Here is a 15623-nt window from a genome sequence, read left to right as displayed (position 1 = left end):
TTTTCCTCCTTCACTCTCGCACTTTTGGTTGTTTAGTTTACAAGAGTCAGAGTTTGCAGTAACGCCCGATCGCGTTACTGCAAATTTGTTAACTTTGCTAAAACGGCGGCGAATACAGCGGGTTCGATCGGCTTTGTTAAATGTTCGTTGTAACCCGCGGCGATCGCCCGATCGCGGTCTTGTTCGCTAGCATAAGCTGTCAGCGCCACGGCCGGCAAGCGCTTGATTTTGTCGGATGCGGACGATCGCACTTGGCGGATCAGCGAGTCGCCGTCCTCAACGGGCATAGCGATATCGCTGACTAAAATATCCGGCGGCGACTGCTGTAAAATGTCGATCGCCTCTGCAGCCGAAGCAGCCGCAGTCGCAGTCGCCCCCAACTCTTCGATCGCCACAATCAAAAACTCGCGGTTGTCGGGTTCGCCGTCAACTACCAATACCTTTAAACCTGCCAAAATACCCGGACGGATTTGAGGGGAGTTGCTTTCCTCTCTCAACTTTGGCTGGTATTTCCGACGCTGTTTGAGCGGCAGTTTCACCGTAAATGTCGCACCCTTGTTTTTACCCGGACTTTCCGCAGTCACAGTGCCACCGTGGAGTTCCACCAAGTGCCGGACGATCGCCAATCCCAGTCCCAAACCGTTTTGATGCCTAGTAATCGAGCCGTCTGCTTGTCGGAAGCGATCGAACACGTAGGGCAGAAACTCTTGGGAAATGCCCTTTCCGGTATCGCTGACAGTAATTTGCACGTAATTAGGTGATGAGGAATCGGTAACAGCTACCGCAGATAAGCGCAGTTCCACATTTCCCCCCGAAGGCGTAAACTTCACGGCGTTAGTCAGCAAATTCGACACTACCTGCTGCACCCTCGGGGCGTCGCCCCACATCAAGCTGACTGCGGGGTCAAATTCTGAGGAAACGGTGACAGACTTAGCCTTGGCCGCCAAACGAACTGATTTCAGAGCAAACTCAATCGTCTGTCTCATGATGAACCAGCCGGGTTTCAGAGCCAGCTTACCTTGAATAATCCGGGAAACATCGAGCAAATCTTCCACTACCTGCACCTGCACCCTCGACTGACGCTCGATCGCTTCCAAACCGGAAGCTAAATCCTCTTCGGTGTAGGGGCGGGTGCGCAACGTCTGTGCCCAGCCCATAATCACATTTATAGGCGTGCGCAGTTCGTGGGAAAGAGTGGCTAGAAACTCGTCTTTCAGGCGGTTGATGGCTTCTGCTTGGGCCCGCGCGGCCTGTTCGCGATCGAGCAACTGAGCGCGTTGGGCCTCCAATTGCTTGCGATCGCTGATGTCGGTGACGATCGACATACAGTTGATGTTCCCGTTGCTGTCGCGGACTTGAGTTGCCCACAAACTGATGTCGATCGAGCTGCCGTCTTTCCTTTGGCGCTGGGTTTCCATGTCGGCGATCGCGTTTCCTTCGCGAATTCGTTTCAAATTCGCCATGAATTCCTCCCGCTTGTCTGCGGGAACGCTGGGCGCAAATTGACCTAACGCCTCTGATTCGGACCAGCCAAAAATCCTCTCGGCGGCTGGGTTCCACATTTTCACAGTGCCGTCGTCGGTGTCCAAAACGGTAATTGCCAGGGGACAAGCCTGAATCAAGGCTTCTAAAGTTTGATTGAGGTGCGATCGCGCTGCTTCTGCTTGTTTGCGATCGGTGATATCGACGTTCACTCCGATCGTCCGCCAAGGCAAACCGCGATCGTCGGGAAACCCCTTAGCCCTGCAAGCAATCCAGCCCACGCTTTTGTCGGGGCGGCAAATGCGGAACTCAATGTTTAATTCCTCCCCGGAAGCCCCCGCAGCTTTTACCTGCTGTTCGGTAACAGCGCGATCGTCTGGATGCAGCATTTGCGCCCAACTTTGATAGCTGTCTAAAGCGCCGGACGGCAGCCCGTACAAAGCCTCTAATTCCGGCGTACACGCGAGATCGTCGGTTTGGACGTTCCATTCAAAAGTTCCGATTTTGCCTGCTTGCTGAGCGATTTGCAGCCGTTCTTGATTCTTTTTGAGTTCTGCTTCCACCCGCGATATCTCGGTCAAGTCGATGTAAAATGCGACGATCGTCTCTGGTTCGCGAGCGTCCGGGCACAGGATCGTACCGCCCATCAGAATCGGCACGCGGCTGCCATCTTTGCGGATGTACTCTTTCTTGAAAGGAGTTGCGACTCCCTTAACTCGCAGTTCTTGCGCCGCCACGGCGTCGAGGTGCAGGTATTCGGGGGGGGTCATCCTGTCCCACCGCATTTGACCGGAGAGCAAATCTGAGCGGGTGTAGCCGACCATGTTGAGCAGGGATTGGTTGGCGTAGGCGATGCGGCCGCTCAAATCACCGATCGCGACTCCGAAAATATTTGACTCGAACAGCCGCCGGAATATGGCTTCGCTTTGCTGCACTACTCGTTTTGCTTGGTTGCGATCGGTGATTTCCGCAACCACGGTGCTGACTCCCAGCAGTGTTCCGGATTCATCGATCACGGGGTAAAAGCTGATTTGCCAATCCCGCAAAACTCCTGGCTGTTGCAGGGTTTCAGCCTTAATTTCCAAGTCTGTCACGGGGGTTTGCGTCGCCAGCACTTGGCGGTAAATCGGCTCTAGCATATCGGCGATTTCCGGACTCGCTTCTCTAACGGTGCGCCCGAGGTACTCTGCGATCGAGCGACCGTTGATCTGAGCGAGGCATTCGTTGATGCGGATGTAGCGCAAATTGGTATCGACAAAGCACAGCCCGACCGGTGTGGTGTTGTAAACTAAGTCGAGTTCTGCTAGTTGGCGGCGAATGCGTATTTCGTTTTCTCCAAGCTGGTTTTGGGCTTGTTTGCGATCGGTAATATCCAGCACGAAGAACGATCCTTTGTCTGTGCATCCTTGCAAGTTTCCGGCGCCGACTAAAATTGGGAAGCGCGTCCCGTCTTTGCGGATGTATTCTTTTTCATAAGGCGCGCAACTTCCTGATTGTGCGATTTGAGCGATGGCGGCGCGATCGAGTTCTCCGTATTCCGGCGGCGTGATATCGACCCAGCGAATCTGTCCTGAAACTAAGTCTTCCCTCGTATATCGGATCATTTCCAGCAAGGCGTCGTTAGCGTCAGTAACTTCGCCGTTGGCATCCCAGAAACCGATGCCGATCATGTTAGATTCTACCACGCTGCGGCAGCGCATTTCGCTTTCCCGCAAAGCTAATTCTGTTTGTTTTGCTGCGGTAATATCTGTGAGAATTAGGCCGACTCCGATTATTTCTTCTCTTTCATTTTTAACTGGGTAGTAGTTTGCTACCCAGTAACCGAAATATCCCGGTTTCCCATCCGGTTCGCCACTCATTTCTAAGTTTAAAACAGGCTGACCGGTTTCTAAAACTTGCTGAATTATCGGCGCAAATTTGGCTGCATATTTTGGCAACAATTGCCGGAAGTCTTGGCCGAGATGCTGTTCTATCGGCAAACCGTTGAGTTCTGCTAATACTTGATTGATATGGATGAAGCGCATTTCGCGATCGAGAAAGCAAATCGCTAGGGGAGATGCTTCTAACAGCGCGTCAATTAAGGCGAAGGATTGCGCTGTTTGAGATAGTGCTTGCTGCGCTTCTGCATAAAGTCTGGCGTTGTCGAGGGCGATCGCCACGCGGTATGCTAAATCTTCTAGCATTGCCATGTCTTCTGCACTGTAGCGGCGGCCCAACTTTGAGGTAAAGCAAGTGATCGAACCCATTACCCGCCCGCGCGCTTTCAGCGGTACGCAAGCGTGCGATCCCATATTGAGCGATCGCAATATTTCTATTTCTGCTGCATTTTCGCATCCTGCTGCTAACATTTCCTCATCCACTTCGGCAATTAGTTCGGATGTTCCGGTGCGGATTACCAGCGGATAGCCGTTAGTAGCATTGTCGGCCATCGGACTGCGGATTCTCAAGTTATTCAGACTATCAACTATAGAGGCTTCTGCGTGAGCTGCTGCGACTCGGCGCACTTTTGAGTCGGTTTCGGTCAAATGAATGCAGCACCCGTCGGCGATCGAATTTATTGCTAATTCTGCTACCTTTTGCAGCACCGTTTCCCCGTCAAACGCATCAGCCAGCATTTTGCTGACTTCTGCTAAAAATGCCGAGCGCTGCTGTTGTATTTCCGCTTTTTCTCTCGCTGCTTGCTCGATTGTTAACTGCAATCTTTGAGTTTCTGCAAGTTTGAGTTCTGTGATATCGCGGGCGACAATCAAGGCGGATTCTGCTACGCCGTCTTTGCCAAATTCTGGAACTACGCGGGATTGATAACTTCGGATACCGTTGGTTGAGAAAGCCTGAAATTCGATAATTTCTTCTCGACCTGTTTCTAACACTTTTTGCAGCGTTTCATCCCACACCTGGCACAGGTCTGGCGGCACTCCTATTTCTTGACTGGTTTTTCCCAGGAAGAATGAAAGCGGTTTTTCTTGGCTTGTTTCAACTGCTTTATTGACATACATATAACGCAGTTTTTTGTCCGTGCGGATAATGATATCTGGCGTATTTTCTAGCAGCGTTCTCAGTTGCTGTTCGCTGCTTGCCAAAGCTGCTTGCGCTTGTTGTCTTTCCGTGATATCTCTCACCGTACCCACGTATCCGATGAGTTCGCCGGAGTCGGAGAACATCCGCGAGGAACAAACGTTAATCCAGCGCACAATCCCCTCTGGTGTTTGCAAGCGATACTCGATCGCATATTCCCCACCTTCCCGAGTATAATCCAGCCATCGGGCTAATACGCGATCGCAGTCTTCCGGGTGGATGCAATTCTCCCAACCGTCTCCTAAAAGTTCTGCCAAACTCAAGCCGCAAATAGCCTGACAGTGAGGGTTTGCGTAGGTGTAGCGCCCCTCAAAATCGGCCATAAAAATGCCGATCGGCGAACAGGAACTCAAACAGCGAAATCGTTCTTCTTGAGCTTGCAGCGCTTCTTTAGCTACTGTCAGTTCTGCTGTGCGCTCTTTGACGTGGCTTTCTAGCTTAGTGTAGGATAAAGCCAGGGCTATTTCTGCTTTTTGGCGGTCAGTAATATCGATGCCAGTTGCTATCACATATTCTACCAAGCCCGCGCCATCGGTCGTCACAGTATTCGACCAAGAAATTAAGCGTTTATCGCCCTTTTTAGTGCGCCAATAGTTTTGATATTCGCTGTGAAAATGTCCGGATTTTAGTTCGGTAAAAAATGTTTTAACTGGTTCTATTTCTTCCGTAATCAAAAACAAATCCCACACATATTTATTGACAACTTCTGCTGTCGAGTAGCCTGTGGTTTTTTCGCAAGCTTGGTTGAAGCGGACAATCCGTCCTTGGCTATCGAGAACTACAATCAAGGAAGCCGTCGTGTCAATTACTTTTGAACTAATTTTACGTTCTATTTTTAATTCTTTTTCTGCGGACTTTAAGCCAGCATACCAAGCGCTAACCACTGCTGCGGTCAAAAGTAAGATTGCAGGAGCGACATTGAATGAAAACAGTAAAAGAGCGGTCAGCAGTAAAGCCGTGCCGGCACTAAATGTAGCAATGCTGTAAGATTGAATGGGTAAGGGCAAGACCTCAAACTGGCTCATTTTTTTTTGACCTGTAGCGCTGGCGCGATCGCACTATTGCTTATGTCGATGAAACAACCTTGTTAAAACTAAGCTAAAACTAAGTTAAAACTAATCATCTATTTTTTCTCTAGAAAACCACATTGGTCGGCGCTGCGTCATCTTCCCCGCGACAGATTTGCAGCGGGATTAGTGCTAAATAAACTGCTATTCTAGATGAAGAGACAAATTCGATCGGCTAATTTCTGGGAGTAATAAGCGAGTGAATAACAAGCGGGCAAAAATTATCGGATTATTTTTCGCAGCCGCCACCCTCTTTGGATTCGTCGGTTACGCGCTTCAAAATCCCAACTTCGCCAGCAACTCAGCGATGTCGATCGGCTTCCCCAATCTTACCATCGCGGCTGTCGGCGCGATCGACAACAAACGCGACCAAATATATCTCAACGGAACTTGGCAATTTGTCCCCGCAGTTGGCAACTCCCAAAAACCCCCCGTCTCCCCAAGTTGGGGTTCCATCCAGGTGCCCGGAGACTGGCAAAAAGAAAACAACCAATCCGTACCCGGAATTATCACTCGCGGCAGCGGCAAAGATTGGGAAAACTTCAACAGCAAACAACTATCAAAAGCTTGGTATCAGAGAAATATAGACATCCCCGACAACTGGAGAAACCGCCGAGTTTTTATCGACTTAGCCAGAGTCAGCACCGATGCAGTCATCTTTGTCAACGGCATTAACTGCGGTCAAATCGCATGGCCTTACGGCACTATTGAAATTACCAAAGCAGCAAAACTAGGTCAAAACACCCTGTCTATTTTAGTCGTGGCAGTATCCGACGAAAAGGAAAAAGCCGTCATCATGGGCCCCACTGAAATCTACACAGAAAAATCCAAGTTGCAATCGCGGGGAATCATCGGCGAAGTGCGGCTTCTGGCCGTTCCTCCAGGCCCGCTAATTAGCGACGTGTTCGTCCAAACTTCCACCAGAAAAAAGCAAGTTAAATTAGATATAGAACTCAAAGACGTTGCCCAAAGCGGTCAAGTTGAATTAATCGCACAAATGCTAGACGACCAAGGCAAAGTCGAACAAAAATTCACCGGAACCGCCAGGGTTCAAGCTAAAGCAATTCAAACCGTACAAGTCCAGTGGAATTGGCCAAATCCCCGTATTTGGGAGGTCGCTAAACCCAACCTTTACACCCTGCAATTAGAAGTAAAAGGTAGCGGGGTTAACACGCAATACGACCAACCTTTTGGCTTCCGCGAATTTTGGATAGAAGGGCGCAAATTTTTCTTAAATGGAACTGAATTTCGGCTGCGACCAAACTTGCACTCCGATTCTTGGCAAGGCGGGACAGTAGAAGTTTCTGACAGCCTAATTGATGGCTACGTAAAAGCCGGTTTTAACATAACAGAAATGTGGCCTTGGAATCACGACGAACGGGGTAGGTGGCACTTCCGAGAGTTATTTGCGGAAAGAGCAGACCTCAAAGGTTTTCCAATTATGGCTCCCGCTTTAGACATTAGTCCTATCGCTTGGAACGGCAAGTGGAAGAACCCCCTGTGGAAAAACCGCTGGAAATCCCGAATGGTGACTGAAATGCGCCGCTACCGCAATCATCCATCAGTATTAATGTGGGCGACAAGTCCTAATTTTTTCGGCAACGGTGACGACCTAAATCCCCGCCGCATCGGCAAAAGCAAGGTAGAAGGAACTCTCAGTCAGTCGGACAACGAGCGTTTGCGGGTGAACACTCCCCTAGGAAATGACGCTTTAGCTGCGATTAAATCAGCAGACCCAACCAGACCTGTGATGGTACACCAAGGCGCAAACTTCGGCGATGTTTATGCCCTGAATACTTATTTAAATATGATTCCGTTGCAAGAACGGGAAGAGTGGATTTCTGAGTGGAGCAAAACCGGGGAAAGGCCCTACATGGCAGTCGAGTTTGGGACTCCTCTGCACGCAACGATGATGCGGGCCCGCAAAGGTTTTGGTCAGGCAATTCTCAGCGAACCTTTGATGACTGAGTTTGCGGCAATTTATTTTGGCAAGCAGGCTTACGAGTGGGAAACGGTTGCTTATAAAGCTAAAATTCGCGAGCAATTTGTCAACGGCCAGGAATATCAAAGCTGGCATTTTAACAAAGAGTTAGATTTTGCACCAGCTTTTCAAAAGTTGCAGGAGTTATTCAGTACAAATACTTGGCGGAGTTGGCGGAGTTTTGGAATATCTGGCGGGATGATTCCTTGGAATGACGGACACGGTTGGGAAGTTTCCGAGGCTGGCAAAAAAAAGGTGGATATTGGGGCATTTCAACCTGGCCGCCGGGGAGTTTATTTGAAGCAAGTCTCGAATAATCTTTTGAATTATTTGCAGCCAGAAGCTTACACTGTCCATCCTGGGGGCAAGGCAATTATGAATAATAATAGCTCGACTTTGGCTTGGATTGCTGGTGCTAGCCCGGTTTTTACTGCGAAAGATCGCAATTTGTTTGTGGGCGGAAAACTGGCAAAGCAAGTAGTGTTAATTAACGATACGCGGGCGCCACAAGAATTTTCGTTTAATTGGCGAGTTTTGGTGGGGGGTAAAGAAGTAAAAAAAGGCGAGCAAAAAGGGAGGATTGAGTCGGCAGGAACGCTGTTTTTTCCAATAGACGTAAATTTGCAAAATACCATTTCTAGCAAGGCTGACGGCGAAATCCGCTTGACTGCGCGAGTGGGCGATCGATCGCATTCTGATACATTTGCTTTCCGGGTTTTTCCCAATCCAGCCAACATCAAGGATACGCTGACAATCTTCGATCCAGCGGGCAAAACATCGGCAATGTTAAAACAGTTAGGTCATCAGCTTGTACCGTGGAATGGTTCGCAAATTTCATCGCTATTAATTATCGGTAGGGAAGCATTTTCTAACGGAGAAAGCTTGCCGGGAAGTTTAGAAAGTTTTGTGCGAAACGGCGGCAAAGCAATTGTGTTTCCTCAGCGCAGGGAATGGCTGGAAAATACGGGTTTCCGGGTTGCTGCCCACGTCAGCCGCCGCGCTTATCCAGTTGACAGCAACCATCCGGCAATTAGCGGTTTAGACAGTGAAGATTTGCGGGATTGGGTGGGGGAAAGCACGCTGCTTGAAGCTTATCCAGATACGATCCAAACTGGCCCCAATTTGAGTCCGGCAAATAAACATTGGTACGGCTGGCATTGGGGAAATCGCGGCGGTGTCAGCAGCGCTTCTATTGAGAAGCCGCACCGCAGCGGTTGGCGGCCAATTTTGGAATCTGAGTTTGATTTAGCTTATTCGCCGCTGATGGAATTGGATTACGGAAAAGGGCGGCTGATTTTAAACGAGTTGGATTTGGAAGACCATTATTCTGTAGATGCTGGGGCGGCGCAGTTAGTACAACAAATTGTGAGTTACGGGATGAATTCTCCGGTGGTTGGAAAGCCGGATCGAGTGGTTTTAATTGGGGGAGATGGAGATGCGCAGAAGCTGGACAGTTTGGGGGTAATTTATCAGCGCGCTAATTCGCTTTCTAATGATGTTGGTTTGGCAATTGTGGGGACAGAAGCGAATCTGAAAGATGCAGATTTGCGCGGTTATTTGAATGCTGGCGGGAAGGCGTTTTTCTTGCCGCGTCAAGTGCCTGTTGCGGGTTTGGGCGTGGGTTTGCAGCAAGCGCAGGATTTTGGGGGTTCGCTGGCGGTTCCGAGTTGGGATGAGGTGAAGGGGGTTAGCGCCTCAGATTTGCGATCGCGCTCTTTTTATGATACTTGGTTGATTGAGTCTGGGGGAGAAATCGGTGCTGACGGGTTGTTAAGTCGGGTACAAATGGGCAAGGGCGTGGCGATTTTTTCTCAGATTGAACCGGACAGTTTGAATGCTGATACTAAGACTTATTTGCGTTTTACTCGCTGGCGGCAAACCCGGGCAAATGCTCAGATTTTGGCTAATTTAGGGGCGAGTTTTAAGGCGGATGAATCTGTATTTAACGGTTCGAGTCGGGAGTTTTATCACTGGGATTACAAGACGGATTTTGAGAATGGGGACGATCCTTATCGGTATTATCGATGGTAGGTGTTACCACTCTATTTTGACCGGATAGTTGGCTAGTATCGAATCGCCACTCACCAGCACAGCATTTTCTACAATCGTTTGAGAAATCAACAGGCGATCGAACGGATCTTTGTGATGGTTGGGTAGGCTATCCAAGGTGAAAAGATGAGTTAAATTAATAGGTAACACTTCTATATTATTAGTCTGTTGCTGACTTTCTATAAGTTCTGGTAAAGGCAGATTGAGACTCAGCTTCCCCAGTTGGAGCTTGATTTGCATTTCCCAAATGCTGCCAATGCTTAAAAGCAAAATATTTTCTGGGTTTTGGCACAAGGCCAAAGCCTTTGGTGAAAGCTTTTGGGGGGAACTATCCCACCAAATGAATGTATGAGTATCCAGCAGTAATTTCATAGATTCCCTGTCCAAAATTCTTCTGGTAACGGTTCATCAAAATCATTACTTGTCCAGATTGCTCCTGCGTGCAATCCTGCTGTACGCTGCTTAGTTGGGGATGCGATGGGTGCTAAACGGACAAGGGGAATGCCACCTTCTGTGAGAACAACCTCTATGCCTTTAAGTGCTAGAGATAATAACTCTTTTAAATTTGTCTGTGCTTCTTGCACGTCAACTGTTTTTGTCAGCATTGCAGTTATCCAAGCTAGGGATTAAAAGTGCGATCGGACAGAGGTTAGCAATTTCAATCTTAAATTGCTGATTTTATTATACTGTTAAAAATCAAAGGTCAAAGTGACGGCGGAAGCGGGGGTCTAGTTTGTCGGTTTTCTTTTGGTTGCAGGTGTCGCAGAGGGTTTGCAAGTTGCTGATGTCGTTGCTGCCGCCGCGCGCTAAGGGGATGATATGATCGATCGTCAGTTGGGTTTCTAGTTTGGTTTGGCCGCAGCTTTGGCATTGGTATTTATTGCGAGTGAATACATATTTTCTGACTTCGGGAGGAATCGGGATTCTAGGCGTTTTGCTCATGAATTGTTAGGTTGATTTTCAGGGTTTAGTAGTTGGCGGCGCAAATCATCAAGGGGTGATTCTGGTTTGGGAGTTTCTGATTCGTTCTTTTCTGGTGTTTGTTCGGCTTCTGGTTCGTCTGGGCAAAATTCTACGCATATTTTAACTCGAATTTTTCCTTTTTGCCATCCTTGAGAACCAAATCTAAGAACTTTACCTGCTATACCTTCATCAAATAGCACATCTTTTATCTTTTCTAATAGGCTAATAGAGTTTTTGAGATAAGTTTGAAATTGACCACTACTAATAATTGGGTACTTAAAATAGGAGTTGACTCCTAAATCTTTATTGACACTTTCCCATTCGTTTACCAACCACAAAACTTCTTCATCATCTAACTCAATAAATATTTTTTTTGTGTCATCATTATTCATAATTAAACCTAGTTCTGAGTAATCATTGACTGTTGGTTGAGGTAAAGATAGACGCGCATCTAACTACAGACTCAACTCTAATACCAGCTAATCCAATTTCATTGTCACCGCACCGTAAATTCATCGGCAAATAACTCGTCATAAATGTCATTGTCCACACTCAGCCAATCTTGATAAGCTTGGGATTCAAACATCGGTTGAACAGATGTTTTTCCACTTTTCAAGACAAGCGCTAGGTTCAGAAGTATTGCTAACTTATCATCGGGAAGTGGCTCGCTTATTGTTAGAAGTTTTTGGCGAATGTTCATAGGATTAAAATCGCTCTTTGTTGGCTATTTATTATAGCACAATAAACACAATAAAGAAACGCGGCGAATATAATTCGCCGATTTCCGAACGCCAAAATTGCAATCATTCACCATCCACCGGAACGCTATCATTTTGCCCAATTACAGGCAACAAATGCTCGTGCAGCTTCATCGCCTGCAAACAACTATTAATCCCAGAAACTGCCCGATCGTACTCTTGAATCTTCTGCTCATTCTCAGCTTGCCGCCGCAGATTCCCAGCAATCTTTTCCTCCGCTTCCTGTGCCAAAGTTTGCTCCAAATAATCGCGGGCTTGACTGTATTTCTGCAAAATATCATCAGCTTGCTTTTGGGCCAGTGGCAACAAATGCTCTTTCAGGGTTTGGTTGACAGTTTGGCGGAAAGTTTGCCGAATAGTTCTAGATACTTTTGGCTCAAAATCTAGCCGCAATAATTGCCGAATGGCCGGTTGGGCATCCACCATGTTTTCGCAGTCGAAACCTTGAGAAGTTTGCTGCAATGTTTCCCGGAATTGATAAATCGAAAACGTGCCTTCATCGTAAAAACGGGGACTTTCTCGCACGTAGCGATCGCACTCAACGCCCGCCGCATTTACCAAAGCATCAGAAACTCGCTTTGATAACTCCTCTAACTGCTGTTCAATTCCCCCGTCATTCCCCAACAACCGATAGAGTAATCGATAGTATTCCGACTTGCGAACGCTGTCTTTCAAATACTGGAAATAATTATCAACCAGTGACTTAGTAGCCTCTACTAAAATATCTTCCAACTGATTCGCTAAATAATAAAGTGCTTCAACTAAAACAGCAATTAAAGGCGCTGTGGCATTGCGGGGATGATTCCGCAAAGTGCGTCCGTAAGCCGCCTCAACAGAAAATCCGTCTAACAATTCATCCAAGCGCCGGATCATCCGAGATTGCAGTTGCCGAAAGTCTATATCGAAAATATCGCATCTGTTCATAATCATTTCATTGACTTCTTCGGCGATATGTTCCCGAAAATCCTGTCCGACTTGCTGCAATTCTTGATTTAGTCGCAAAAGTTCCTGTGCTTTCATCGCTTCAATTTCGCGGGGCTGGCTGTCCAAATTCCGCTGAATTGTTTGGTAATGCTTCCGCAGTTGAATGCACAAGTCTTCTAAGTCGTCAGCTAAATTTTTGAACAGTTGCGGGCGTTTTTCTTCTGTGAGGTAGCGGGTGATGGCTGTGCGAAAATCTTCGATCCCGCTATCTTGAATTAATTGAGCAATTAATGGCTGTCCTTGCTCTGCAAGAATCCGCACGTAGTTTTCATTGGGTGTTTCGTAGCTGTTAACTGAAATGCGAAATCTGCTTGGAGATAGCTTGCCGGAATTCGCACAGTAGCGATTAAATTCACTAACAAATTGCGGAGTTTCTTCACTATTACCGATGAATTCTGAATCTAATTTATCATCTCCAGAAACTCGCCCTTGGCTGGTGGCAAAGATTGTATTTAAACCAAAGCGATCGCGCCCTGTTGTCCCTCGAATCAAACTCCCGTAAAATCCCAACAATCCGCTAGTTTTGTAAACTCTGGCAGTATCGCGAAAGTCGGAATTAATCAGATTTTCTAAGCGCTGTCGCAGTTGCGTGTTGTACCAGGTATCGTCGATGCGGTTGAAAATGTAAAAAAGTCGATCGCGAATTCCCGGATTTCCCCGTGTTTTTTCCATCAACTCGGTTTCTTCCGTCGTCATTTCCCCAGACGAAGCCGCTTTCAAAACGCAGACAACCGCCGAAGTATCGGGGCTTTCAATCTTATCATAAGTCAATTCTGCATCCCGCTGCACCGGCGCATCAATTCCCGGCGTATCGATAATAATATTGCCATCTTCCAGCAGCGGATGATAACAGTAATATTCTACTCGCTTGAGTACAGCACTGTTGCTACCGCGACGGGCATAACTAGCAGCTTCTTTGAGATTGGAAAAGTTAAACTGTTCCATCGAGTAGGTAGCGTTTTCTACACTTTGGATGCGATCGCGATTGGCCTTAAAACCTTCTAACAGCAGCATCAAAGCCTTAGCTTGTTTGGCTATCTCCGATTTATTCTCGCCGCCTTCCGTCTCAATAATTATGTTACATCCCTGAGATAACAGGGACACTACATCTGTTTGATTAATATTAAGTTCAGTAGGTAAACCTAGCTGATCGCAAAGCACAGAAGCTTGCTGGCTAATTTCAAATTCGCTCAAAAAAGTGAGAACAACGCGCTCTTTTTCCGGCTCAGCAAAGGCGATATAACATTCAGTACCTGTCGCGTGTCCTTCTGCACTGTAGAGCAATTCTCGCTCCAGCAAAGCATTAATCAGCATCGATTTTCCGGCACTGAAAGCACCCGCAAATACAATCTCAAATTGGGGAGAAATTGCTTTTTTCAGAGAAGCTTGTACCGCCGTGATATCTTGTTGTCGCAAAGACGATTCCTGACGCAGCAGTTGCAGTAAAGAGTCAACTTGCTCTTGCAGATTGTTGCATTGAGGGGGCATTTGAGTCATCGCGGCAGACTGCTCCTGATTGTGGGAAAATTACCTTATTGTTAATTCTCTGCTAGTTCAGGAATAATCACAACAGTAATTTTACTTATGCGATCCAGGATTGCGGAAAGTGCGATCGGCTATTCTGGCGACAAATCATATCGTTTACGAGTGTTTTGGAATGATTAAACCGCAGAGGGCGCTGAGGGCGCTGAGGCAGAGAAGAGAGAGATGAATAATTGCTATACCCACGGATTTGATATCATCTATTTACAGCCAAGTGGCTAAATCTGATATGTCAGTAAAATTTAGCTAAGCATCTCCTACTTTTTCGCACAAAATTAGTAGTAAAGTGCGCATTATTACGCCCCTAAAAAATTAAACCTCCCCATTGCGTACCCTACATTAAACCGATAAATCCTGACGCGGTTTAAAAGTCTCAATCTGCCGCAACTTTTCGTATAATTCCCGTTCCTCCTCACTAATTTCTTTGGGAATTAACACCTGAATTTCTACCAATTGATCGCCCCGATCGCCATTTCCGGTCGGATAACCCTTGTTAGCCAGCCGCAACCGCTTTCCAGACGTTACTCCAGGCGGCAATTTCATCTTTACCAGGCCGTCCAGCGTCGGCACTTCAATATCTCCCCCCAACACCGCTTCGCTGGGAGTCAGCGGCAATTCGCAGCAAATATCCGACATTTCCAATCGAAAAAATGGATGGGGAGAAACTGTGATTTTCAAATATAAATCCCCCCCGCCCATACCTTGATTTCGCAAGCGAATCCGCTGGCCCGATACCATCGCCGGAGGCATATTTACCTCGATCGATCGCCCATCTTCCAGACGAATTCGCTCTGTACCGCCCGAATAAGCCCTTTCCAAAGGCAGAGTTAGCCTGGCCTCAATGTCTCTTCTGGGTTCGCGATCGACTGTTTCCCGTCGCATTTCGCGATCGACTGCTTCCCGTCGCATTTCGCGATCGTCCACATCCCTTCTGGTGTCGCGATCGACCATATCCCTTCTGGTGTCGCGATCGACTGTATCCCTTCTGGTGTCGCGATCGAATGTTTCCCTTCTGGTGTCGCGATCGACTATATCCCTTCTGGTGTCGCGATCGTCCAACTCCCTTCTATCTTCGCGAGAATTAGCTACATAACTCGTTTTCTTAGAAGCCGTACTCCACGGTTCATAAGAAGCTGATCGCGGTGCATCATTCGCGGTCGCCATCCTCACTTCCCGGCGCCTTCCGAGCACTTGATCCAAAAATTTATTAAAATCAGAGTAATCGCTAAAATCGACATCTTCGGCCGGTTTTTTGCGGGTAGCTTTACCGTTTCCCCAAGTTTTGAAATTGGGAAGTCGCACCCCTTGCTTGCCTTGAAATCCCTTTTGTTTCCAGAATTTACTAAACTGATCGTATTGAGCTCGCTTGTCAAGATCGGAAAGAATATCGTAAGCTTCATTAATATCCTTAAACCTATCTTCAGCAGATTTATCCCCCGGATTTACGTCAGGGTGCAACTGTCTGGCCAGCCGTCGATAGGCTTTCTTAATCTCATCAGCCGTGGCATCTTTGGGCACTCCCAAAATTAGATAGTAATTGCGAAAATTCTGCATAGTTAGAGAAGGAAGAAGGATGAGGGAAGAAGGAAGAAGGAAGAAGGATGAGGGATGAAGGATGAGGGATGAAGGATGAGGGATGAAGGATGAAGGATGAAGGATGAAGGATGAAGGATGAAGGATGAAGAATGAAGGATGAAGGATTAGGGAAGAAGGATTAGGGAA

Annotated in this window: 9 protein-coding genes; 1 reads left to right on the top strand and 8 read right to left on the bottom strand. The window is 47.4% G+C overall.

Features of this window, described 5'->3' with window-relative positions; genetic code table 11:
- Positions 1-74: 74 nt before the first annotated feature.
- Positions 75-5582, bottom strand: coding sequence for a PAS domain S-box protein (locus QUA54_RS24135; RefSeq protein ID WP_333416622.1), 5508 nt, complete (start codon positions 5580-5582; stop codon positions 75-77).
- Between the two features lie 241 nt (positions 5583-5823).
- Between QUA54_RS24135 and QUA54_RS24130 the strand changes: the two genes are divergently transcribed.
- The gene (locus QUA54_RS24130; protein ID WP_333416621.1) at positions 5824-9636 is read left to right on the top strand and encodes a glycoside hydrolase family 2 TIM barrel-domain containing protein; all 3813 of its coding nucleotides are present in this window, start codon (positions 5824-5826) and stop codon (positions 9634-9636) included.
- Positions 9637-9639: 3 nt separating this feature from the next.
- Here the strand turns inward: QUA54_RS24130 and QUA54_RS24125 are convergent, their stop codons facing one another.
- The 7 genes from QUA54_RS24125 to QUA54_RS24095 all read right to left on the bottom strand — a co-directional run bounded on the left by QUA54_RS24125 (position 9640) and on the right by QUA54_RS24095 (position 15455).
- A complete protein-coding gene (locus tag QUA54_RS24125) occupies positions 9640-10026 on the bottom strand; it encodes a type II toxin-antitoxin system VapC family toxin (protein WP_333416620.1) in 387 nt (128 codons plus the stop codon).
- Complete coding sequence (locus QUA54_RS24120; RefSeq protein WP_333416619.1) at positions 10023-10259, bottom strand: toxin-antitoxin (TA) system antitoxin; 237 nt, start codon at positions 10257-10259, stop codon at positions 10023-10025. The genes QUA54_RS24125 and QUA54_RS24120 overlap by 4 nt, the downstream gene beginning before the upstream one ends.
- A gap of 91 nt (positions 10260-10350) precedes the next feature.
- A complete protein-coding gene (locus QUA54_RS24115; protein ID WP_333202488.1) occupies positions 10351-10596 on the bottom strand; it encodes an HNH endonuclease in 246 nt (81 codons plus the stop codon).
- Positions 10593-11009, bottom strand: coding sequence for a KGK domain-containing protein (locus QUA54_RS24110; protein WP_333416618.1), 417 nt, complete (start codon positions 11007-11009; stop codon positions 10593-10595). Before QUA54_RS24110 ends, QUA54_RS24115 begins: the two co-directional genes overlap by 4 nt.
- 104 nt (positions 11010-11113) lie before the next feature.
- Positions 11114-11317 carry a hypothetical protein gene (locus QUA54_RS24105; RefSeq protein ID WP_333416617.1) on the bottom strand — a complete coding sequence of 68 codons (204 nt, stop codon included), beginning with the start codon at positions 11315-11317 and terminating at the stop codon, positions 11114-11116.
- Positions 11318-11420: 103 nt separating this feature from the next.
- Entirely contained in the window at positions 11421-13856 is a 2436-nt protein-coding gene (locus tag QUA54_RS24100; RefSeq protein ID WP_333416616.1) for a dynamin-like GTPase family protein, read from the bottom strand.
- 384 nt (positions 13857-14240) lie between these two features.
- Complete coding sequence (locus QUA54_RS24095; RefSeq protein ID WP_333416615.1) at positions 14241-15455, bottom strand: J domain-containing protein; 1215 nt, start codon at positions 15453-15455, stop codon at positions 14241-14243.
- Positions 15456-15623 lie beyond the last annotated feature (168 nt).

This window comes from Microcoleus sp. MOSTC5 (assembly GCF_036701825.1).
Lineage (GTDB): Bacteria > Cyanobacteriota > Cyanobacteriia > Cyanobacteriales > Microcoleaceae > Microcoleus > Microcoleus asticus.
Note: the sequence above shows the minus strand (reverse complement) of the source record. Positions and strands in the feature narration are given on the sequence as shown.